Annotated in this window: 15 protein-coding genes; 8 read left to right on the forward strand and 7 right to left on the reverse strand. The window is 52.5% G+C overall.

The window, feature by feature from the left end; translation table 11 throughout:
* Nucleotides 1–108 precede the first annotated feature (108 nt).
* From ACYVJQ_RS05130 to ACYVJQ_RS05140, 3 genes are all read right to left on the reverse strand, one after another.
* Nucleotides 109–4,845, reverse strand: a complete 4,737-nt coding sequence (locus tag ACYVJQ_RS05130) for a CARDB domain-containing protein (protein ID WP_460891989.1) — start codon at nt 4,843–4,845, stop codon at nt 109–111.
* A 433-nt stretch (nt 4,846–5,278) separates the two neighbouring features.
* Nucleotides 5,279–6,964, reverse strand: a complete 1,686-nt coding sequence (locus ACYVJQ_RS05135) for a M28 family metallopeptidase (protein ID WP_460891990.1) — start codon at nt 6,962–6,964, stop codon at nt 5,279–5,281.
* Between the two features lie 447 nt (nt 6,965–7,411).
* Nucleotides 7,412–9,571: a S9 family peptidase gene (locus tag ACYVJQ_RS05140; protein ID WP_460891991.1), complete on the reverse strand. Its 2,160-nt coding sequence runs from the start codon at nt 9,569–9,571 to the stop codon at nt 7,412–7,414.
* 201 nt (nt 9,572–9,772) lie between these two features.
* On the opposite strand from ACYVJQ_RS05140, the gene ACYVJQ_RS05145 reads away from it, so the two are divergent.
* From ACYVJQ_RS05145 to ACYVJQ_RS05165, 5 genes are all read left to right on the forward strand, one after another.
* Nucleotides 9,773–10,054, forward strand: coding sequence for an ATP-dependent Clp protease adaptor ClpS (locus tag ACYVJQ_RS05145; protein WP_048919653.1), 282 nt, complete (start codon nt 9,773–9,775; stop codon nt 10,052–10,054).
* 15 nt (nt 10,055–10,069) lie between these two features.
* Nucleotides 10,070–10,678 carry a recombination mediator RecR gene (gene recR, locus ACYVJQ_RS05150; RefSeq protein WP_460891992.1) on the forward strand — a complete coding sequence of 203 codons (609 nt, stop codon included), beginning with the start codon at nt 10,070–10,072 and terminating at the stop codon, nt 10,676–10,678.
* 137 nt (nt 10,679–10,815) lie between these two features.
* Nucleotides 10,816–12,723 (forward strand): glycosyltransferase family 2 protein, encoded by a 1,908-nt coding sequence (locus ACYVJQ_RS05155; RefSeq protein WP_460891993.1) that lies wholly within the window; start codon nt 10,816–10,818, stop codon nt 12,721–12,723.
* Nucleotides 12,724–13,107: 384 nt separating this feature from the next.
* Nucleotides 13,108–14,316, forward strand: coding sequence for a pyridoxal phosphate-dependent aminotransferase (locus ACYVJQ_RS05160; RefSeq protein WP_460891994.1), 1,209 nt, complete (start codon nt 13,108–13,110; stop codon nt 14,314–14,316).
* 108 nt (nt 14,317–14,424) lie between these two features.
* Nucleotides 14,425–15,459: a bifunctional heptose 7-phosphate kinase/heptose 1-phosphate adenyltransferase gene (locus tag ACYVJQ_RS05165; protein ID WP_460891995.1), complete on the forward strand. Its 1,035-nt coding sequence runs from the start codon at nt 14,425–14,427 to the stop codon at nt 15,457–15,459.
* Nucleotides 15,460–15,581: 122 nt separating this feature from the next.
* Here the strand turns inward: ACYVJQ_RS05165 and hemE are convergent, their stop codons facing one another.
* The 3 genes from hemE to ACYVJQ_RS05180 form a co-directional block, all read right to left on the reverse strand.
* Nucleotides 15,582–16,613, reverse strand: coding sequence for a uroporphyrinogen decarboxylase (gene hemE / locus ACYVJQ_RS05170; RefSeq protein WP_460891996.1), 1,032 nt, complete (start codon nt 16,611–16,613; stop codon nt 15,582–15,584).
* Between the two features lie 117 nt (nt 16,614–16,730).
* Nucleotides 16,731–17,348: a MarC family protein gene (locus tag ACYVJQ_RS05175; RefSeq protein WP_460891997.1), complete on the reverse strand. Its 618-nt coding sequence runs from the start codon at nt 17,346–17,348 to the stop codon at nt 16,731–16,733.
* A 110-nt stretch (nt 17,349–17,458) separates the two neighbouring features.
* A complete protein-coding gene (locus tag ACYVJQ_RS05180; RefSeq protein ID WP_460891998.1) occupies nt 17,459–17,953 on the reverse strand; it encodes a hypothetical protein in 495 nt (164 codons plus the stop codon).
* Nucleotides 17,954–18,221: 268 nt separating this feature from the next.
* Between ACYVJQ_RS05180 and ACYVJQ_RS05185 the strand changes: the two genes are divergently transcribed.
* Genes ACYVJQ_RS05185 through ACYVJQ_RS05195 form a run of 3 tightly spaced genes read left to right on the forward strand, consistent with a single transcriptional unit; the run spans nt 18,222 to nt 20,417 of the window.
* Nucleotides 18,222–19,349 (forward strand): 5-(carboxyamino)imidazole ribonucleotide synthase, encoded by a 1,128-nt coding sequence (locus ACYVJQ_RS05185; RefSeq protein ID WP_460891999.1) that lies wholly within the window; start codon nt 18,222–18,224, stop codon nt 19,347–19,349.
* On the forward strand, nt 19,346–19,873 hold the full coding sequence (gene purE / locus ACYVJQ_RS05190; protein ID WP_460892000.1) for a 5-(carboxyamino)imidazole ribonucleotide mutase: 528 nt from the start codon (nt 19,346–19,348) through the stop codon (nt 19,871–19,873). The genes ACYVJQ_RS05185 and purE overlap by 4 nt, the downstream gene beginning before the upstream one ends.
* A 4-nt stretch (nt 19,874–19,877) precedes the next feature.
* Nucleotides 19,878–20,417 carry a GNAT family N-acetyltransferase gene (locus ACYVJQ_RS05195; protein ID WP_460892001.1) on the forward strand — a complete coding sequence of 180 codons (540 nt, stop codon included), beginning with the start codon at nt 19,878–19,880 and terminating at the stop codon, nt 20,415–20,417.
* A gap of 14 nt (nt 20,418–20,431) precedes the next feature.
* On the opposite strand, the gene ACYVJQ_RS05200 is transcribed toward ACYVJQ_RS05195, so the two are convergent.
* Nucleotides 20,432–21,529, reverse strand: coding sequence for a BamA/TamA family outer membrane protein (locus ACYVJQ_RS05200; RefSeq protein ID WP_460892002.1), 1,098 nt, complete (start codon nt 21,527–21,529; stop codon nt 20,432–20,434).
* Nucleotides 21,530–21,638 lie beyond the last annotated feature (109 nt).

Consider the following 21,638-nt stretch of genomic DNA (forward strand, 5'->3'; position numbering starts at 1 on the left):
ACCTGTTTTGGGGCCATTTTGAGAAAAACAGGCCCAAAACAGAAATGGGCAATAAAAAAGGAGCCCCGCTATTAGCAGGGCTCCTTTCATAAAGGAAGGTTTGGAGGGTTATTTTTGTACCATAACCCTTCTAATGGTAAGGGTATCACCTACCTTGATGTACACCAGGTAGAGCCCGTGGTTCAGGGTGGTCACATCCAGAGTGGTGTTAAGATCCCGTTGAAGGATAGGGGCTTTCTTGCTCAATACCTTCTGGCCGGTGGCAGAGTAGACGGTGATATCAGCGGCTTTCTCCCCGTTCCGGAATCCTTTTGCCTCTATGTTCAAGGTATGGGTGGCTGGGTTAGGCCAGAGGCTCAGGTTGTGCTCAGCGGCCAATTCTTTGATACCATTGGGGTCTTTCACCGTGAATTTGAAGCTAGCCACGTTGTTTGCCTCATTTTTCTCAGAAATAAGGACGGCGGCATCAGCTACCATCAAGATATAGTACTCTTTGAAAGGAGTGCCAGCCGGCACCGTTAAGGCTTTTGAAAACGCCGAGGAACCTCCCACCGCCAGGACCGCGAATGGAGTTTCGCCCAAATAGGTGTCTGCATTGTCCCAGATTTCATTTTCAGACAAGTAGTAGGTGATCTTGCTGGCGGCTGATTCCTGTTCTCCCTGGTTAGAGACCGTGCCAGCGGCTTGTATGGTTCCGCCGGGAATGGTGCTGCCAGCAGGTGTACCTGCGGTAGTGGTCACCACCAGGTCTGGGAGGGCGACGGCCTGCGCGGTTAAGGTAAGGATGGCGGCGCTTAGGTTATTATTCTCGTTGCTCTCACTTACCGCCTGGCTTGGATCAGCCATGAAAAGGATATAGTAACTACCAGGGGCAGTACCGGCCGGAATGGTCAGGGAAGCCGTTTTAGCTGACGCTTCACCAGCGCCAAGGGAAGCCCCGGTAGAAGTGCCAAGGGCCACATCTGTGCTCTCAAACGTGCTGTTAGTAGAAAGGTAATACCCCATTACGCTTGAGGCAGCCGCTACGGTACCATTGTTCATAATCACGCTGTTTGCCGTTACCGTAGTGCCCACCACCGCAGAAGCCGGGGACACAGTGGCATTCTGTACCACCAGGTCAATGTAGGGAGTGAGAACAGTAAGCTTCACGTTCTGCACGTTATTGCCTTCATTGCTCTCTAAGATGGTATTGTCCTTGTCAGCCACAAACAGCACAAAGTAGGTGCCGGCTGCGGTCCCCGCCGGGATGGTGAGAGTCTCGCTTTTAGCGGCAGAGGTGGCAGCGGCCAAAGAACCTCCGGTAGAAGAGCCCAGTGCCACGTCTGTGGCCTCATAGGTGTTGTTGGCAGACAGGAAGTAGTGAACGGTGCTGTTGCTGGCAGCTACGGTTCCGGTGTTCTCTATCGTTACGGAAGCCGCAACAGTGTTTCCGGTTAATACGGTAGCAACAGACAAGGCAGGCGTTTTAAGAACCAGGTCAACTGTAGGCTCAATCACCGTCAAAGCTACTGAGGCCACGTTGTTGTCTTCGTCGCTTTCCGTTACGGCTTTGGCCGGGTCAGCCACAAACAGGACATAATAGCTCCCTGCTGCGGTGCCGGTAGGAATGGTGAGCGTGGCCGACTTAGCCGCACTGGCAGTTGCTGCCAAAGAACCACCAGTAGTGGTAGTTAATGCTACATCTGCTGCATCAAATGTGTTATTGGTAGACAGGTAATACCCTAGGGTGCTGGTGCTGGCGTCAAGGCCTCCCTGGTTTTTGAGGGAAGAGTTGGCGGTTACCGAGCTACCCGCTAAGACAGATGAAGAAGAAAGCGTGGGCGTTTGCACCAGAAGATCAATGGAAAGATTGGTCACCGTAAGCTCCAGAGTCATGATGCCATTGGTCTCATTAGATTCAGCCACGTGGTTTTCTGGGTCTGGCACAAACAGGACATAGTAACTGCCGGCTTTGGTAGCGGCAGGAATCTCCAGGGAAGCGGATACCACTTCTGAGTCTCCGGTCGCCAAAGTGCCTACTGTATAGGTGGTCCCTAACAGCACATCTTCCTGGTCCAGGGTGGTATTAGTGGAGAGGTAAAAACCGGCTGCGTTTTTAGGGGCAGCTACGTTTCCGCCGTTCTTAATGGTGGCAGTGGCATTTACTTTTGCACCCACGGTCACCGAAGTAGCAGCTAAGGTTCTAACCGTAATGGTGAGGTCTATGAAATTGGAGGAGTTCACCGTGATAGGCACCGTCCGTACGTTGTTACCTTCATTGGTTTCATCCACCTCATTAGAGGGGTCTGCCACAAACAACAGGTTATAGCTACCTGCCGTCACGGAGCTCGGTAAGGTCATGGAGCCCCTGCGCTCGGCAGATGTTCCGTTGGCCAAGCTGCCCCCGGCGGTGGCACCTAAATACAGGTCAGTTGACTCAAAAGTAGCATTAGCCGAAAGGTAATAGCCCACTGTGCTGATGGCAGAGGTGGTGGTACCCACATTGGCCACGAAGCTGTTGGACGTGAAACTGCTTCCTGGGCTCAGGCTGGTGGAAGACGTATAAGCAGACAGCATTGTTAAATCCACGGAGGGGGTCACGCAGGCAATATCTGCCTCAAAGCCCGCATAGTAACCAGAATAATAGCCGCTGTTGTAGAATCTGAGCGTGAGGGCACCAGAGGAGTTGGAGGCCGTTGTCACGGGTGGGATAGAGGTGCTGTAATATCTGCCAATCAGGGTAGCTGAGGTAGAGGTACCATCATAGATCTCCAGGTAATCATAATAACTCAGGGAGAAGTTGGAGAAGGTAAGCTGTACCTTTTTGCCGCTGGTGCCAGGGTTCAGGGTAAGGGTTCCGTAAGTTGAAGAACCATAGGTATAAGGGCCAGTTCCGCCGTTGTCATATACTTTACCGGAGCAGGTAGTGAAGCTGGTGCTGCCACTCACCGGCACCAGGAAGGTAGTGCCCTGGGCCGTCACGCTTATAAGTGAGCTGCCCGTGTTGTTGTTTTCATTGCTCTCCGTGATGGCATTGAGGTAATCCACCGCCTGGATAAGGTAGTAATTGCCCGGCGTGGTGTTGGAAGGAATGGTAACTGATGTGTTTCTGTAGTTGGAGCCACCGGCGGCAATAGCAGATCCGGTAGAGGACCCCACCAGCACGTCATTGGCATCTAGCGTAGTGTTGGTAGACAAATAGTACCCCATGTGGCTGGAGGCCGCGCTGGAGTTCCCGGAGTTGCGCACGGTGCTCGTGGCCGCAATGACGTTGCCGGCAGAAACTGAGCTGGCACTCACAGCCACAGATTCAAGGGAAAGGTCTACATAAGGCAATAAAACCGATAAAGCCATGGCGGCGATATTGTTGTTTTCATTGCTCTCCGCTACACTTCCCAGGTAGTCTGCCACAAAAAACACGTAATAGTTGCCGGCGGCGGTATTGCTGGGAATAGTAAAGGAAGCAGAGCGGTACCCGTAACTGTTAGCCGCCAGAGTACTGCCGGAAGAAGAGCCAATAAACGCGTCATTCGCGTCAAAGATGTTGTTGGTGGATAGGTAGACCCCCACGTTACTGGAGCTGGCCGCGGTATTACCCGAATTGTAGATGTAGAATTCGCCGTAAAGAGCCGAGCCCGGGGTAGTAGAAGTAGTACTTAAATAAGCGTTCTGTAAATACAGATCTACGTAAGGCGCCACCACGCTGATGCTGCGGCTAGAAACGTTATTGGTCTCATTGGTCTCAGAAACGCCGTTCAGGTAATCCGCCACGTACAAGATGTAGTAACTGCCCGTTGGGGTAGTGGCCGGGATGGTGATATTGGCGCTGCGGTAGTTGGAGTAATTAGCAGAGAGGCTGCCCCCGGTGGAGGACCCCACAAAAGTATCTGCCGCATCCAGGGTGTTGTTGGTAGACAGGTAATACCCCACATTACTGGAAGGGGAAGGTGTGTTCCCCTGGTTATAGATGTAACAGCTGACCGCGGTGGAAGATCCCGGAGACAAGGTGGTGGTAGGGAGGTAAGGCTCCAGGATAACCAAGTCAAGGGAAGGGGCAATCACCGTGAACTGCCGGTAGTTGGTGTTGTTGGACTCATTCCCTTCGGCCACACTGTTGAGGTAGTCGGCCATGAAGATAATGTAGTAAGTGCCCGGAGCGGTGTTGGCCGGAATGGTCAGGGAAGAATAGAAGCTGGTAGAATTGCCAGGTCCAAGGCCATAACCTGTGTAGGAGCCTATAAATACATCAGAGGATTCCAGGGTGGCGTTGGAAGAAAGGTAGAAACCAACATTACTGGAGGAAGACGCCGTGTTCCCTTGGTTGGAGATACTCCCTTCTACCGTAAGGGCAGCGCCTGTCGAAACGGAGGAAGAGTACAGGTAGGTGTAGGGAATAGTGAAATCCACGCTGGCCGGCACCACTGAGATAGAGACGCTGCTCACGTTGTTGTTCTCGTTTGACTCAGAGACCGCGTTCAGGTAATCGGCTACAAACAGGATATAATAGGAACCGGAGGCCGTGCTTGGCGGAATGGTAACGTAGACATACCTGGAAGAAGTGCTGCCCGCATTCAAAGTTCCTCCGGTAGAAGACCCAATAAAGGTATCTGCCGCATCCAGGGTGTTGTTGGTAGACAGGTAATACCCAATGTTAGAGGATGGCCCTGCAGCCGTGCCCAGGTTGTAAATAGAGCCTGTGGCATAAATGGAATTACCGGCGGCTGTGGAGGTAGGGTTCACTGCGGCCCCCTGAATAGCATAATCTGCTTGTGCCTGGCTGGTTTGGGTGGCGCCCAGGAATAATAGAGCTACAACAAAGAGCTTCCACCTGAAGTCTGAGGCGACAGGGAATAATTTTCTTAACATAAAGGGTGTGAGGTAGTAAGCGTAGGGAATAGGTTGTGGGTTACGTCTTATTTAATATAGTACATATTTATTTTACTAAGGTCGGATAACATTCCCTAAATAAAAAAGAATCAAATAATTATATTTTAACATTATGTTTTGAAAGGTGTAAAACAAACAGTTAAAGCCATATTTCTGGTAAAACCCTGCCTTGCTGTTTCATAAGCTGAAAGAATTGTCCTATTAAAAAAGGATGGCAGATAGCAGGCAAAAGGGGGTGACCTAGAAGACGACAGAAAGTGGCTTTTATTTAAGTGGGTAAAGGAAGATTCTGCCCCCGTAGGTCGGAGTAAAAGAAATAAGAGAATCGTAAAAACGGAAAAGGCTGCTTCTTTTTAAAGAGGCAGCCTTTTCCGTTTTAAGCACGTTTTAGCCAAAACCGGCCAAAAGCAGATTATTGGCGGGGCATGTATTTATCCCGCACGGCCTTGAACTCAGAGCCGGCCTTCCACTGCGACCACTCATTAGAGAACGCCAACCGTTTGCCTACCTGGTAGAGTAACTGCAGATCTGCCACGGCACCATCCATTTTGAAGGCGTCGTTCACTTCATCGCTGGGTTTGTGATAAATGTTGGCTGTGAAGTTATCCAGCAGCTTTTTGCCTTCGGCCTTACCGAGTCGGATATGGTCTGTGCCCATGCCGGTGAAGAGAGCGGGCACGCCAGTTTTAGCAAAATTGAAGTGGTCTGAACGGTAATACAGCCCCGCCTCTGGGTGAGGGTCGCGGGCAAGGTAGCGGCCGGCCTTTTTGGCCTCCTCAGCTAAGATGTCTTCCAGCTCAGACTGCCCCATGCCAATAAGCACGATGTCTTTGGTGGCGCCAAAGGGGTTAAGCATGTCCATATTTAAGTTGGCCACGGTTTTCTCTTTGGCAAAGACCGGGTTTTCTGCATAATACGCTGAGCCCAGCAGGCCCTGCTCCTCAGCGGTCACGGAGAGGAAGACCACGGTTCTATCCGGGGCTTTCCCCAAGGCCTTAAACGCCTTGGCTACCGCTAGTAAACCGGCGGTGCCGCTGGCGTTATCTGCCGCGCCGTTATAGATGCTGTCATTTTTTTCATCCTTCTTGCCAATGCCCAGGTGGTCCCAGTGCGCGGAGTAGACAATGGCCTCCTCTGGGCGTTTGCTGCCCGTGATCTTGGCAATGAAGTTATGCGACTTGTCGTATTTGGTTTTGGCCTGCAACGAGGTGCTCACGGTCAAGCCAAGCGGCCCGCCTTTGAACCCCGGTTTGGCGGCGCGGGCCAGTTCGGCTTTATAACTCTTGCCGGCGGCGGCAAACAGTTTTTCAGCCACGGGCGTGGTAATCCAGCCTTCCATGGCATTGCGGTGCACTTCTTTGCCTTTGGGGGCCAGGTAGAATTTAGAGGTGTTCCAGTTGTTCTGCACAATCTTGAAACCATAGCCGGCGGGCTCATCGGCGTGGACAATCAGGCAGCCTTTGGCACCTTGGCGGGCGGCCTCCTCCAGCTTGTAGGTCCAGCGGCCATAGTAGGTCATGGTCTTGCCTTTAAAGAAAGTGGTGTCTTGGGAGTAGAAGCCTGGATCACTTACTATTACCACGGCAATCTTGTCTTTCACGTCCAGGCCAGCATAGTCGTTCCATTTGTACTCAGGGGCCACAATCCCGAAGCCGGCAAACACCAGTTCCGCGTATTTGATGTCTACCTTGGCATCGGTGCGCCTGGCCCAGATCACGTAATCCTCCAGGCCTTTCAGGGTCATGGTCTGCTTGCCCTTCACAGTCATGGTTGGTGCAGCGGTGGAGGTGATCTCTACCATGGGCACCTCCTGCAGAAAACTGTCGCCGTTGCCAGGTTCCAGGCCAAGCGCTTTAGCTTCTTTCTCCAAATAGGCTAGGGTTTTCTTCTCGCCGTTAGTAAAGGGTTTGCGGCCTTCCATGTCATCAGCAGCAATGGCCGTCACGTAGGTCTTGTAACTTTCCAGGGTAACCGAATCGGCGCCGGTAGAAGTGGTAGCAGTTTCAGTGGTAGTTGTTTCTTTCGTGCTATTGGACTGGCAACTGGCCAGAAGCGTAATACTGAGCGGCAAGGCCCAGAGTTGCGTGCGTTTGAACATAGTTGGTTAGTTAGGTGACGGGTAAAATAAGGATAATTCTGTTGGGACAGAAACCGCCAGAAAGGTTTGTTGGTGAGAACACCAACAAAGGCAGCAAGAAAGAGGCTCTACTGAAAAGACAATGCTAAATCCTCTCCCTTGTTGCGTGTTCTCACCAACAAGCGCAGTAGCATTTGTTATAATTGAAGACCCATCTAAATCAATGTTGCAAGGAAAGGAGCAATGCCTACGACGTTATAGTGTAACATCCTTGAAGATGGCGAGAACATGAAGCCTTGTTTAATAGTAATGAGGTGCAATTGCAGGGTCTCTGTTCACTCAACCAATCCAAAAACTAAAATTTAATCCGATGACCTCTCTACCCTAAAACAGAAAGGGCACTTCTACATTAGAAGCGCCCTTTCTGTTATAAGCCCGTTTTGGCCAAAACAGGCTCAAAACGGTTTTCTATTTCAGGTTCTCGTCAAAGTACTGCGTCACCTTTTTGTAGAGGTGCACGCGGTCTTTGCCACCCACATTGTGCGGATGGCCGGGGTACACAAAATAATCTACCAAGATACCTTCATCCACGGCCTTTTTCAGGAAGTTGAGGCTGTGCTGCCATACCACCACATCATCTACGGTGCCATGGATCATAAGTAGTTTGCCTTTAAGGTTTTTCACGTGGTTGAGGAGGTTGGCCTGCTCATAGCCTTGCGGGTTTTCCTGGGGCGTATCCATGTAGCGCTCGGTGTACATGATCTCATACAGGCGCCAGTCAATCACGGGGCCACCGGCCACAGCTACCTTGAACACGTCTGGGTGCTTGAGCATGAGGGACGTAGTCATGAAGCCACCGTAGCTCCAGCCGTGCACGCCCAGGCGGTTGGCATCAACGTAGGGCAGGCTTTTCAGGTATTCCACGCCTTTAAGTTGGTCGCGCATTTCGGCCTCGCCGGCTTGCCGGAAGATGGCCTGCTCAAATTCCCTACCTCTATCGGCGGAGCCGCGGTTGTCCAGGGAGAAGACAATGTAGCCTTTCTGGGCCATGAGCTGCATCCAGAGGTTAGAGCCACCCAGCCAGCTGCTGTTGATCATCTGCAGGTGCGGGCCGCCGTACACATACACCACAACCGGGTACTTTTTCTTCTCGTCAAAGTTGGGCGGCGTGATCATGCGGCAGTACAGGTCGGTGGTGCCGTCTTCAGCCTTGATAGGGAAAAGGCGGGTCTCACCCAGGGCGTAGCCTTCCAGTGGGTTCTTGGCAATAATTAAGGTTCTTCTCACTTTGGCCTCATCAGTGTCCAGAATCCGGATGGTGCGGGGCGTCACGGGGCTACTGTAGTTGTCAATGAAGTACTCGCCGTTAGGGTTGAAGGTGATGTTGTGCACGCCGCTGCCCTGGGTCAATCTTCCGGTACGGCCCGAGCTCAGTTCCACGGCGTAAAGGTGGCGCTCCAGTGGGCTTTCGGCGGTAGAAGTATAGTAGGCCTCCTTGCCGCCTTTGTCAAAGCCTACCAGGGTTTTCACAATCCAGTCGCCTTTGGTCAGTTGCTTGATCAATTGGCCGCTGGTGTTGTAGAGGTACAGGTGGTCATAGCCGTCGCGCTCACTTATCCAGATAAACTGAGAGGGCTTGCCGGGTACAAAGTACATGCCACGCTCGGGCTCAATCCATTTGTCGTTTTTCTCCTCAAACAGGGTTTTGATAAAGGCACCGGTGCTGGCATCATACTGGTTCAGCCACATTTGGTTCTGGGCGCGGTTCACCACGGCCAGGTAAATGGATTTCTCGTCGGGGCTCCAGGTCAGGTTGGTCAGATATTGCTCCGCGGGCTCGCCGGTTTTCAAGAAGACCGTTTTGCCCGAGGCCACGTTATACACGCCCACGGTTACGTGGTGACTTTTGCCGCCGGCCATGGGGTATTTGATGTTGTCAAGTTTGGCCGGTGTCTCGTTGATCTGCACCAGTGGGTAATCCGTGACCATGGTCTGGTCCATGCGGTAAAACGCCAGGTTCTGGCTGCTGGGGCTCCAGAAGGTACCTTTGGTGATGCCAAACTCAGAGCGGTGCGCCGCCTGGCCGTTTACAATGCCGGCATTGGTTTCCTGGGTGATCTGCTTGTTCTCACTGCCCGGTTGCGAAACAAAGAGGTTGTTGCCTTTGGTATAGGCCGCGCGCTGGCCATTGGGCGCAAAGTCGGTGTTCTCGGCGGCTGGGTCCAGCTTGTAGAATAGTTGTCCGGCTTTGGTCTTGAGGTTGTAGCGGTACAGGGTGCCGCGTTGGTTCAGGAACAACTCATTGGTATTGAGCCACTGCAGGCCATTGACGGTAGAAACCTTGCTGGCACCCGCTTTCTCCAGGGCCGCGCTCAGGTCAGGGGCGGTCAAGACCGTTTTGGGGTTGTCTTTCACGCTGCCCCGCAGGAGCTGGTCGGCTTTGTCTGCCACGTAGCTGTAGTCATTGGTGCCCGGCACCCAGGTAAGCTGGCGCAGGTTGGCCGGCGAAAGGGTGGGGTTGATAAAAGCATCTTCCATGGTAAGCAGCTTCTGTTGCGCTTGGGCCGGAAGGGCCAATAACACAGAAAGACACAACCACGTTACATGTACTAGCGGATGATGACGCATGTTTTTAGGTTAATAGGGAAACAAAATAGCAGCCGGAAAAAGGATTTCCGCTGCGGCCCGGGTAAAGGCTCGTTCCCCAAAAATAAGCCAAAAACATTCTATTCTTCCGGAACAAGGGGTGTTTTTTAGCTGTTTTATTTACGCTGAGGCCTACACGGCAGATGGTTTCTTTAACTCGTGCAGATTGCGTAATTTTGTGCCATGGACATTTTAACCGAAATTCTGGAGCAGGAAGATGTGCTGGTGTTGGAAGACACCACCGACATGCGCGAACTGGTGGTGTACAATGATGACGTGAATACGTTTGAGCACGTGATCAACACCTTGGTGCAGGTATGCCGCCACACGCAGGAACAAGCCGAGCAGTGTACCATGCTTATCCATTACAAAGGCAAGTGTACCGTTAAACTGGGCACCTTCACTGAACTGGAGACCATGTGCACCGCCATCCATGACCGGGGTATCTCAGCAGATATACTATAACCCTGACCTAACTGGATGAATTTTCCTTCTAAACTGATTGAAAACGCGGTAGAAGAGTTGGCCAAATTACCGGGTGTGGGCAAGAAAACCGCCCTGCGCCTGGTGTTGCACCTCCTCAAAGCCGAAACCGAAGATACCAAACAACTTTCTGAGGCCCTGGTGCGCATGCGCACTAACATCAGATACTGCAAAACCTGCCATAACATCTCAGACATGGAAGTGTGCAGCATCTGCACCAACCCGCTCAGAGACCGTTCCCTATTGTGCGTGGTTTCTGATATGCGTGACGTGATCGCCATTGAGAATACGGCCCAATTCAAAGGCGTGTACCATGTGCTGGGTGGCGTGATCTCGCCGCTGGAAGGCATTGGCCCCTCAGACCTGCACATTCAGTCTCTGGTAGAGCGTTTGCCGGCCTCTGGGGTGAAGGAGATCATTCTGGCCCTTAGCCCCACCATGGAAGGTGACACCACTGCTTTCTACCTTACCCGCAAGCTCAAGGATTTCCCGGCCCGTATTTCCTCCATTGCGCGGGGTGTGCCGGTGGGTGGCGAACTGGAGTATACAGATGAAATTACATTGGGCCGCAGTATCATTGACCGCACGGCCTATAGCCAGAGTTAGCGTTTTAAGCCTGTTTTTACGAAAACAGGCTTAAAATACCGCAAGAAGCAGGGACAAACGTTCCTGCTTTTTTTATGTTTGTAGTTCTTTCACCTATCTTTCCTATCCCAAATTTGTAGTCCCCAATCTTACCCCGCTTGAAAGACCTTTCCGTCATTATTGTCAATTACAACGTCAGCTATTTTCTGGAGCAGTGCCTGCTTTCTGTCAGAAAGGCGGTGCGTGACATGCAGGTGGAGGTCTTTGTGGTAGACAACAACTCGGTAGACGGGTCTGTGGAGATGGTGCGGCGGCGGTTCCCCGAGGTGATTCTGCTGGCCAACAAAGTGAACCTGGGATTTGCCAAGGCCAATAACCAGGCCATCCGGCAGTCGCAGGGCAAGTATGTACTGCTCTTGAACCCAGACACGGTTGTAGAGGAAGACACCTTCCAGAAATGCCTTAGGTTCATGGAGGAAAATCCCCGGACCGGCGCCCTGGGGGTAAAGATGATGGACGGGGCCGGCAAGTTTCTTCCTGAATCCAAACGCGGGCTGCCCACCCCCTGGGTGGCATTTTCAAAGGTGTTCGGACTGGCCACCCTTTTTCCCACTTCTGGGCTTTTTAACCGCTACCACCTGGGCCACCTTTCCAGTGAAGAGGTACACAAAGTAGATATCCTGGCGGGCGCTTTCATGTTCATGCGCACCGAGGCCCTGGAGAAAGTAGGGCTCCTGGATGAGGATTTCTTCATGTACGGCGAAGACATAGACCTGTCCTTCAGGATAAAAGAGGGCGGCTATGACGTAGTCTATTTCCCGGAGACCCGCATCATACACTATAAGGGCGAGAGCACCCGCAAGACCAGCGTGAACTATGTGTTCATGTTCTACCGCGCCATGATGGTGTTCGCTGAGAAGCATTTCAGTGGGCGGCAGGCCCGCCTATATTCCCTCCTAATCAGGCTGGCGATCTATTTAAGGGCAGGCGTGGCCATAGTGGCCCGGGCCCTGCAAGGTCTGTTCCCCATGTTTCTGGACGGGCTCTGCCTGATGGCCGGGGTGCTGGTAGGGGAGCGGCTGGTGCCAGACCCCTTGTCGTTGGAAGTGTCTACCATGTGGGCTGCCTATTTTGTGGTCTGGCTGGGCGCGGCTTTCTTCAGTGGGGCCTATGATAGACCTACGCGCCTGTACCGCCTGGTAAGGGGCATGCTCTGGGGCAGTATTTTACTGATGGCGCTCTCCAGTATCTCAGGTTTGGTGGGGCAGGTCAATAAAAAGCATCTCCTAGTGGCGGTGTTGGTAGGGCTGGTGGGCATGGCTGCCTGGCGATTGCTGCACCACTATAAAATGTACGGGCATTGGCGATTTGGCGAGCCCAAGGCCAAGCGCATAGCCGTGATTGGCAGCCAGAATGAGGTGAAACGGGCCTCTATGCTGCTTCGGCAGGCTGGCGCGCAGAATCCGTTGGCCCAGTTTGAGCCCCGGCACCACGGCGCAGACCTAGGCCAGATTAAGGAGATCATCGAAATCTATAAAATCAACGAACTCATTTTTTGCGGCAAGGACCTGCCGGTTTCCCAGATCATAGAATGGATGGTGCAGATTCATAAAAGCGCCATTGAATTCAAGATCCTGCCCGAGAACAGCGCCTACATCATCGGTTCCTCCTCTAAAAATACCCGCGGCGATTACTACGCCCTGCACATTGAGGTAAACCTGTTGAATCCTTACCACCGGCGCAACAAAGTTGTGCTCAATTCTTTAGTGAGTGCGGTATTGCTGGCTGTATCTCCGGTATTGATCTGGGGCATGAAAAGCAAAAAGCAGTTCCTGAAGAATTGCCTGGGTAATTTAATAGGGGTCTACCAATGGGTGGGCCTCAAGGCCACGGCCACCCCAGAAACCAAGCCCTCTATTTTGTCTCCGGCAGATAAGCCTTCCGGCCAGAGAATAAGCCAGGCCGCGGCCCGCCAGATGGAGGTGGTGTACGCCAAGGAATACACGCCTTATTCAGACTTGGTTATTATCTCCCGCAACCTTTCACAGTTGGGGCGGCCCGCCTAACTCCATTCTGCAAACAAGCCGTCCAGCCGAAACCCCTGAAAGCAACCGTTAACCTGGTTCTTACAAAAGATTTTCGTTTTGAGGCCGTTTTCTGAAAAACAGGCTCAAAACAGTTTTCATGCTGCCAGGCACGTAAGGCCGAAGCCTGAAATAAACAGGGCCTCCCAATTACTTATTCTGCGTTACAGCGTACAAGCATCAATGCCCGGCCTCCATTACTTTTCATAATAAATCTAGTACATTAGAAGTGATAAGGCGCCTGGAATTCATTGTTTTGATAGCAATGAGGTTAATTCCATGAAATTTTAATTAAATTTTCTTTAAACTACTGTAAAAACGGTAAAAGGCTCTATTTTTGGGTCCGTACCTTTATGTCTGCGTAAGATGATAACCACCCAACAAACACCACTTTCAGACCGAATCACTTCTCTTGCTGAGTCCCAGACCATTGCCATGGCCAAAAAAGCCCGTGAGTTGGCGGCTAAGGGAGTGGACGTTATAAATTTAAGCTTCGGGGAACCCGATTTCCAGACCCCTCAGTACATCAAAGACGCCGCCAAAAAGGCCATTGATGACGGTTATACCTTTTACACCCCCGTGGCCGGTTACCCAGAACTCCGCAGGGCTATAGCCGATAAGCTGAAACGCGACAACGGCCTTACCTACGGCCCTGAGAATATTGTAGTCTCTACGGGCGCCAAGCAGTCTATTGCCAATGCGGTGATGTGTCTGGTAAACCCCGGGGATGAGGTGGTGATTTTCTCGCCGTACTGGGTAAGCTATGAAGAAGTGGTGAAACTGGCCGAGGGGATTCCCGTGCCGGTAATGGGCTCCATTGAGAACGACTATAAAGTAACCGCCCAGCAATTTGAGGACGCCATTACGTCCAACACCAAGCTGGTGATGTATTCTTCGCCTTGCAACCCTACCGGGTCAGTGTTCACAAAGGAAGAGCTGGCCGAGTTTGCCTCTATTCTGGAGCGCCATCCGCAGGTGTACGTGATCGCAGATGAGATCTATGAGTACATCACCTTTACCGGTGAACCGTACAGCCTGGCCCGTTTTGACGCTATCAAAGACCGCGTAGTTACTGTGAACGGATTCTCTAAGGGTTATGCCATGACCGGCTGGCGCGTGGGCTACATTGCCGCCCACAAAGACATCGCTGATGCCTGCGACAAAATGCAGAGCCAGATCACCAGCGGTACCTGTTCCATTGCCCAGAAAGCGGCCCAGGCAGCCCTGGAAGGCGGAAAAGAATCTGCCAAAGAGATGAGCGAGTCGTACCTGCGCCGACGTGACCTGGTGCTGGGCTTGATGAACCAGATACCGGGCTTTAAGACCTATGTGCCGCAAGGCGCGTTTTATATCTTCCCAGACGTAAGCCATTACTTTGGCAAATCTGGCGGGGAGTATCAGATCCAGGATGCCAACGACCTGGCTATGTACCTGCTCAATGACGCGCACGTGTCTTTGGTAGACGGTGCCGCGTTTGGCGCGCCGCAGTGCATCAGGTTCTCTTTTGCGGCCTCAGACGCCAAACTTATTGAAGCCCTGGACCGCATCAAAGCCAGCTTGGCTAAATTGAGCTAAGCCCACCAATTCGTTTTTCTTACTACCTTTGCACCCAGACATTGGATAACACGCCCGGCCTGAAGTGGCGCGTTATCCAATGTTTTGTTTCTAACCAATTTTTTTGGAATGCCCATTCAGCGCACTGTTTCCGCTTTGTTTCACCGCTTTAGTCAGTTGCGGGTTCTGGTTGTAGGTGATGTGATGATTGACGCCTATCTCTGGGGCAAATCCTCGCGCTTGTCGCCAGAGGCGCCGGTGCCCATTGTGAACCGCCTCAAAGCAGAGCAGCGTCTGGGCGGTGCCGCCAACGTGGCCCTGAACGTGCAAAGCCTGGGTGCCACGCCCTTACTTTGTTCCGTAATAGGCGATGACCAGGACGGCGCAGCCCTTTTGAGGCTCTTGCAGGAACAGGGCCAGACCAATGAGGGAATCGTGCTGAGCCCGGAACGGCCCACCACGGTAAAGCAACGCATCATCTCTGGAGGGCAGCAACTCCTGCGCATTGACTCTGAAGTAGAAACAGACTTAACTGAATTTGAGCGCCGGGCGCTGGTGCAACGCTTCTCCTATCTTCTAAAGAAAGCCGATGTGGTCATTTTTGAGGACTATGACAAAGGCGTGCTGAGCGAGGAAGTGATCAAGGAACTGCTGGCGTTGGCCAAAGCGGCCCAGGTGCCCACCGTGGTAGACCCCAAAAAGAAGAACTTCCTTTCTTACAAAGGCAGTACCCTGTTCAAACCCAACCTCAAAGAATTAAAGGAAGGCCTGAAAGTAGACTTCGCGGATGCTAACCTGGAGGCTTTTGAGGCGGCTGTGAACCAGTTGCAGGAGAAAATGGCACTGGAGAATGTACTGGTCACGTTATCTGAGCGCGGCGTTTTCTGCCAAGCCGCCAATGGGGAGAAAACCTACCTGGATGCCCACGTGCGGTCCATCTCAGACGTATCTGGCGCCGGTGACACCGTGGTAAGCATTGCCGCCCTGAGCCTGGCCGCCGGACTGCCCTTGCCCGCCCTAGCAGAACTGGCCAATTTGGGCGGCGGTCTGGTCTGCGAGCACGTTGGCGTGGTACCCATAGACAAAGGGCAACTGCAACAAGAAGCCCAGGCCTCTGCTGTCCTGAAAAATGAATTGGCTGCCTTTGAGTTAAAGGAGGTGTAAGCTATTTGCGTTTTAAGCCTGTTTTTTGAAAAACAGGCTTAAAACAGCCGTAATTGTATAAACAAAAAAGCCTTCCGCAGTTACTGCAGAAGGCTTTTTTGTTGGTGTTCTAACTTGAATGATTACCGTTGGCTGTATTCTTTCACCGTCTGGATAAAGCATTTCACTTTCTCCGGGTCCGTGTCTGGGTACACGCCGTGGCCTAGGTTGGCAATGTGGCGGGTAGGCCCGAAGGCATCCAGCATTTTTTTGGTTTCCTGTTTAATGCCTTCAAAGGAATTGTAGAGCGCACACGGGTCTAAATTGCCTTGCAGGGTTTTGTTAGGTCCTACGGCGGCGCGGGCCTGTTTAATGTCCATGTTCCAGTCAAGTCCAATCACCTGGCAGTCCAGTTGGCCAAACTCCTCCAGAGAGAAGAAAGCGCCCTTGGCGAAGACCGTCACCGGCACCTCAGTAATGGCCTGGCAAATCTCTGAGATGTACCGGTACGAGAACTCACGGTAATGGGCGGGGGGCAGAATACCGGCCCAGGAATCAAAGATCTGGATCAGGTTGGCCCCGGCTTCTACTTGCGCCTTTAAGTAGGCAATGGTGGTGTCTGTGATTTTACGCAACAACTGGTGGGCCAACACAGGCTCGGCGTAGAGCATCTTGCGGGCTTTGGAGAACGTTTTGGAGCCGCTGCCTTCCACCATGTAGGCTAAGATAGTCCAGGGCGCGCCGGCAAAGCCAATAAGGGGCACCCGGCCGTTCAATTCTCGTTTGGTCACTTTAATCGCATCCAACACGTAGCCCAGGTGCTCGTGCGGGTCTGCTACCCGTACCCGCTCCACATCGGCAGCGGTTTTAATGGTATTAGGGAAGATGGGCCCGCGGCTTTCCACCATTTCATAGGTGCAACCCATGGCCTCGGGTACCACCAGGATATCAGAGAAAATAATGGCGGCGTCTACGTCCAGCAAATCTACCGGCTGAATGGTCACTTCGGCGGCCAGGTCAGGGGTTTCCACCAATTCCTTGAACCCGGAAAGACGGCTCCGCACGGCGCGGTATTCCGGTAAAATACGGCCCGCCTGACGCATCAGCCAGACAGGGGTTCTCTCAGTTGGCTGGCCCAGGGCGGCACGCAGCAGCAGGTCGTTCTTTAATTGCATGACGCAAAGATAAAGGAAAAGAGGTTCTGTGAAGAATGATGTATCTATTTAACCATGGTGACGAAAGTCGTTTTGAGCCCGTTTTCAGAAAAACAGGCTTAAAACGCCATTAGGCTTTTACTTGAACAAGGCCAGCAGCGCCGTCACAATAAAGCTTACCCCCAGTGACAGGACTATGAAGCCCATGATTTTAGACAGGGCAGCCAGACCAGCCTTACCCATGAAGATCATCAACTTAGGGGAGAAGAGGAGGATAATATAGCTTACCGCGCCCAGCAGGGCAATGGCCAGAATAGTAAGGCCCATGTCTATGACGGTAAGCGATTTAGTGAAAAGGCTGATCACCACCGCTATGGAGCCGGGCCCTGAGAGCAGGGGCATAGCCAGCGGCGTGAAAGAAATGTCTTCCTTTTCTACCCCTTCGGCCACCACATCTTTAGAAATCTTTTTCCCTTCCTCGGCTTTGGGGTTCAACAGATCAAAACCGGCTCGCATGATCATGATACCGCCCGCAATGCGCAGGTCATGGATGCGAAGGCCAAAAAAATCAAGCACGGCCTGACCGGCCAGAAAGAAGACGGTTAAAATGAGCACCATGTAAATGCAGGCGCGCAAGGCCTGTTCGCCACGCCGGGTGGCGGAGTCATCATGGGTGAGGGTGAGGAACACCGGCATGGCGCCAAAGGGGTTCACCACCGAAAACAGGGCAGAAAATGTAGCAAGCAGAATTTCCATTGAGGCCAAAATACGTATTTTACCAGGAATGTCAACGGGCATACGTAAAACGGCCCAGGGAAGACTAGAATGTCTTCCCTGGGCCGTTTATAGGGATAAGGGTATAGAAATTACGCGAAAAAGCTGAAAAGCATGGTTCTGAACTGCCCCATGAAACTGTGTTTAGGGCGAGAAACCGGGTAAGTACCAGTACTGGATCTGGCTTGTTGCCGTAACTGAATGCGCTTTAAGGAGTCAAACAGTCCTTTCTTGGCTGCTTCGCCGCGTTCCACTACGCCAGATACGCCGGGCTGCCACAAGGCTAAAATATCTTTGCCTTCCAAAGACGGGGTCAGTACAAAATAATGGCACCGTTCCTTCTGTCCCAGAAACTGCTTCAGCAACCGCTGGTCTGGGTTGTACCCCAAGTCTGCGCGACCGCCAAAGACCAGGATCTCCCGGCTGGAGTTACGCGCAGGGCTAATTTGGTTTTGGAATTCGGCATACGTAAACGTCCGGATCTCAATAGGAAGCGTGTAGAGATGCTGTTTGTTTAAGGCCAGATAAAGTGACCCAGCAAAGGCTGCATCATCTTCTATGAGTATCAAGCGATATATATTCTGCATATGCTGACAAATATAGGATAATTATGTTATTTAAATAAAATATGAAGGAAAAAATCAAAAAATATTGTTGGCATAGTCTAACTCCAGAGATTTTAGGCTGCTTGAGGTAATTTGGCACAAATGCGTAGTTTTGTCTCTTGGTACGTTCGCGCTTGCCTGGCTTGTTTGCATCTACAATCCCTAAAATCAGATAAAGGTTCTAAGGGTAGGTAATTTGTTGTAAATGAGCTGGATAAGGCTAGGGCTGTTTTGGTTTTAACCTACTTACATGAATAATACACGACTAGGGATTCTGGGTGGCGGGCAACTGGGCCGCATGCTGTTGCAGGCCGGCCTTGACTTCAACCTGTACACGCTGGTTCTGGACCCAGATGAGTTTGCCCCCTGCCGGCACCTGTGCGAGGAGTTTGTGCACGGAGATTTCAAAGACTATGACACCGTCTACGCTTTTGGCAAGCGTTGCACCCTGCTCACCATAGAAATAGAGCACGTAAACGTAGACGCGCTTTTCCAATTAGAGAAAGAAGGCCTGGCCATTTACCCCAAACCAGCGTCCCTGAAGACCATCCAGGACAAAGGCCTGCAGAAAGAGTTCTTCCAGAAACATGCCATCCCCACCGCCCCCTTCAGGTTACTGGAGGAGGCCTCTGAGTTAGGGGCGCACCAGGACTTTCTGCCCGCCTTCCATAAACTGCGCAAGGGCGGGTATGACGGCAACGGGGTAATGCGCTTAAACAGCTCCGCTGATTTCAATAAGGCGTTTCAGGCCCCTGGGGTGTTGGAGAAACTGGTGGAGTTTGAGCTGGAGATATCAGTAATCTGTGCCCGTAACGTGCAGGGCGAGGTGAAGGCCTACCCAGTGGTGGAGCAGGTCATGCACGCGCAACATAATCTGGTGGATTATCTGCTGGCGCCCTCTCAAATTGCGTATAAGTTACAGCGCATGGCCATTGAGATTGCAACCCACGTAACTACCACCTTAGATATTGTAGGTCTGCTGGCCGTAGAGATGTTTGTGACCAGAGACGGTCAGATTCTGGTGAACGAGGTAGCGCCCCGGCCCCATAACAGTGGCCACCATACCATGAAAGCCAATGCCACTTCGCAGTTTGAGCAGCACCTGAGGGCTATCCTGGGCTTGCCCTTAGGGGATACTGAGCCGCATTGCCCGGCGGTTTTGCTCAACCTGTTGGGGGAGGCGGGTTACTCCGGCGAGGCAGTCTATGAAGGCCTGGCGGAAACCTTGCGGGAGCCTGGCGTTTATATTCACCTTTACGGGAAGAAATTTACCAGGCCGTACCGTAAAATGGGCCACCTGACCGTGCTGGCCCCCACCATTGAAGAAGTAAAAGCGAAAGCTGAAAGCATAAAGAACCGTTTAAGAATTATTGCATGAGCCAAACGCCAGAAAAAGCCGCGCCCGTAGTGGGTATTATTATGGGCAGCCAGTCAGACCTGAAAGTGATGTCTGGTGCCGCCGATGTGTTGGAGCAACTAAAGGTCCCATATGAACTGACCATTGTGTCTGCCCACCGCACGCCCCACCGCATGGTAGAGTACGCAGAAGCCGCCCGTAAAAGGGGCTTGAAAGTAATCATTGCCGGTGCTGGTGGTGCCGCCCACCTGCCTGGTATGGTGGCAGCCCTTACTACTTTACCCGTAATTGGGGTGCCTGTAAAATCCAGCAACTCCATTGACGGCTGGGATTCCATTTTGTCTATCCTGCAGATGCCGGGCGGGGTGCCCGTGGCCACCGTGGCTTTGAACGGCGCCACCAATGCCGGTATTCTGGCGGCCCAGATTTTGGGTACCACCAACGCCGTAGTAGCCGACAACCTGGAGAAACACCGGGTTACCCAACGAGACAAGGTCATGCGTTCCGTGGAACAGTTAAACCGGGGTGAATTTGACGTAGACTAAGGCCTTGCTTACCCTACAACCCATCTTTGATACTGCCACGCCAGCATTTACGCTGGCGTGGCAGTTGTATGAAGAGGCCTTCCCGGCAGAGGAGCGCCGCAACCTAGGGCAACAGGAAGAATTATTGGCTCAGGAACATTACCGCTTTTATGCGGTGCAGAAGGCAGACGAGACGGTAGGGGTAGTGGGCCTTTGGCAGTTTGCCCAATTTGAGTTTTTGGAGCACTTGGCCATGACTCCCGTGCAGCGGGGCCTGGGCTGGGGCAAACAGGTGCTGGATCTTCTCAAAGATAAATCACCGTCACGTGTCATGGTTCTGGAAGTGGAGCCGCCCCATACTACCCTTGCCCAGCGCCGCATTGGGTTTTACGCCCGGTCTGGCTTCCACCTGAATGCTTATCCTTACCAACAGCCGCCGTACGCCCCGGAAAAGCCTTGGGTACCGCTGCAGATCATGTCATACCCCACCGCCTTAGGGGCCGACACTTTCCACACCGTGGTACAGGACTTATACCAAAAGGTGTATCAGGTTCCAGGGAATTAGGAAAGAGCGAAACGTTAGAAGGCTTCGCCAAAAGCCACGTAAAAGCCGGTGCTGTTCTGGCCCACGGCGTAATCCAGCCGCAGGTTTACGTTTTCTTTCCGGTCAATCTTAAAGCGCAACCCACCGCCGTAGCTGGGCTTGAACGCAGCAAGTGAAATGTCCCCCAGGGAAGAGGCTACCTGGCCGGCCCCGGCGAAGGCCACGGCACCCAGGCGCCAGAAAAGCGGTTGCCGCAACTCCACTTGCCCCGCCAGGTACTGCCGGTCTCTGAATCGGCCCCGGTAATAGCCGCGCATATCAGCATCACTCCCCAGCAAAGACAGCATCCTGAACGGTGGTTGCCCGGTATGAAACTGAAAAATGGTTTGGGCGGCTAGCACCTGTTCTGTGTTTTTGGAGAGCGGCCAGTAGCGCCGGGCATCCAGTTCATAGCGCACAAAGAAAAAATCGCTTTGGGTCCCTTTCCCGAAATACAGCTGCGAAACGGACAGATACCCGTGCTGGAGTGGGTTGAGCAGGTTGTCGCGTTTGTCCAGGGTGAGGGTGTAACCCAGCCCGGCGCTGGTGCCCCCGTGCTGCCCGGTAATGGGTTGGGTGGCTAAAAGGCCCTCGGGTTTGGGTTCTATGTGGTCCATATGCTGTAGTTGCACCCGCGGGCCCAAGTACCATTTTCTGCCTATCTGCTTCTGAAACACCAGCTTCGCCTCCAGGCGGCGGCTGTCATACAGCTCCTCCATGTCATTGGTGGTGCGGTTGCCTATGCCGTAGAAGTTCTCCGGGAACTGGTTGTAAGAGAGATCACCGGTGAGAAAATACTGGTCTTGTGGGGTAAAGACGTTCCAACCCAGGGAAAACACCTGTTGCTTGTTCTGGGTGAAAATGGCTTCCACCTTGCCGTTAGAGGTTCGGGTGAGCGTGTCTGCCCCCAAGCGCTTGGTGAACATGGCCACTGCCCCGCCGTACCAGCGCGTTTCCGGGGAGTAGCCGAAGGAAGGAACGGGCAAAATCCGCAGTTTATTGGTCTTCGTGCTGTCTTGCGGGGACAGTAGATTATTTCCAGACACGGAGAGACAGCAGGCGCACAGGAAAAGCTGGAGACACAGAATTTTCATGAAGCTTCAGGAAAACAGGTGATAAGCGCTTCTTCATACTTTAAGGAAGAGAGTAAGGTTTTGTAGTAGACTATAAATGAAACAGTTATTTCTTAAAATAGTATTACAA

This window comes from Rufibacter soli (assembly GCF_054781795.1).

What these genes read in the sequence shown, in the direction of transcription:
- ACYVJQ_RS05130 (WP_460891989.1), bottom strand. Translation starts at nt 4,845, where the DNA reads ATGTTAAGAAAATTATTCCCTGTCGCCTCAGACTTCAGGTGGAAGCTC.
- ACYVJQ_RS05200 (WP_460892002.1), bottom strand. Translation starts at nt 21,529, where the DNA reads ATGAAAATTCTGTGTCTCCAGCTTTTCCTGTGCGCCTGCTGTCTCTCC.
- ACYVJQ_RS05180 (WP_460891998.1), bottom strand. Translation starts at nt 17,953, where the DNA reads ATGCAGAATATATATCGCTTGATACTCATAGAAGATGATGCAGCCTTT.
- ACYVJQ_RS05165 (WP_460891995.1), top strand. Translation starts at nt 14,425, where the DNA reads ATGCCCATTCAGCGCACTGTTTCCGCTTTGTTTCACCGCTTTAGTCAG.
- ACYVJQ_RS05185 (WP_460891999.1), top strand. Translation starts at nt 18,222, where the DNA reads ATGAATAATACACGACTAGGGATTCTGGGTGGCGGGCAACTGGGCCGC.
- ACYVJQ_RS05140 (WP_460891991.1), bottom strand. Translation starts at nt 9,571, where the DNA reads ATGCGTCATCATCCGCTAGTACATGTAACGTGGTTGTGTCTTTCTGTG.
- ACYVJQ_RS05160 (WP_460891994.1), top strand. Translation starts at nt 13,108, where the DNA reads ATGATAACCACCCAACAAACACCACTTTCAGACCGAATCACTTCTCTT.
- hemE (WP_460891996.1), bottom strand. Translation starts at nt 16,613, where the DNA reads ATGCAATTAAAGAACGACCTGCTGCTGCGTGCCGCCCTGGGCCAGCCA.
- ACYVJQ_RS05175 (WP_460891997.1), bottom strand. Translation starts at nt 17,348, where the DNA reads ATGGAAATTCTGCTTGCTACATTTTCTGCCCTGTTTTCGGTGGTGAAC.
- recR (WP_460891992.1), top strand. Translation starts at nt 10,070, where the DNA reads ATGAATTTTCCTTCTAAACTGATTGAAAACGCGGTAGAAGAGTTGGCC.
- ACYVJQ_RS05145 (WP_048919653.1), top strand. Translation starts at nt 9,773, where the DNA reads ATGGACATTTTAACCGAAATTCTGGAGCAGGAAGATGTGCTGGTGTTG.
- purE (WP_460892000.1), top strand. Translation starts at nt 19,346, where the DNA reads ATGAGCCAAACGCCAGAAAAAGCCGCGCCCGTAGTGGGTATTATTATG.
- ACYVJQ_RS05135 (WP_460891990.1), bottom strand. Translation starts at nt 6,964, where the DNA reads ATGTTCAAACGCACGCAACTCTGGGCCTTGCCGCTCAGTATTACGCTT.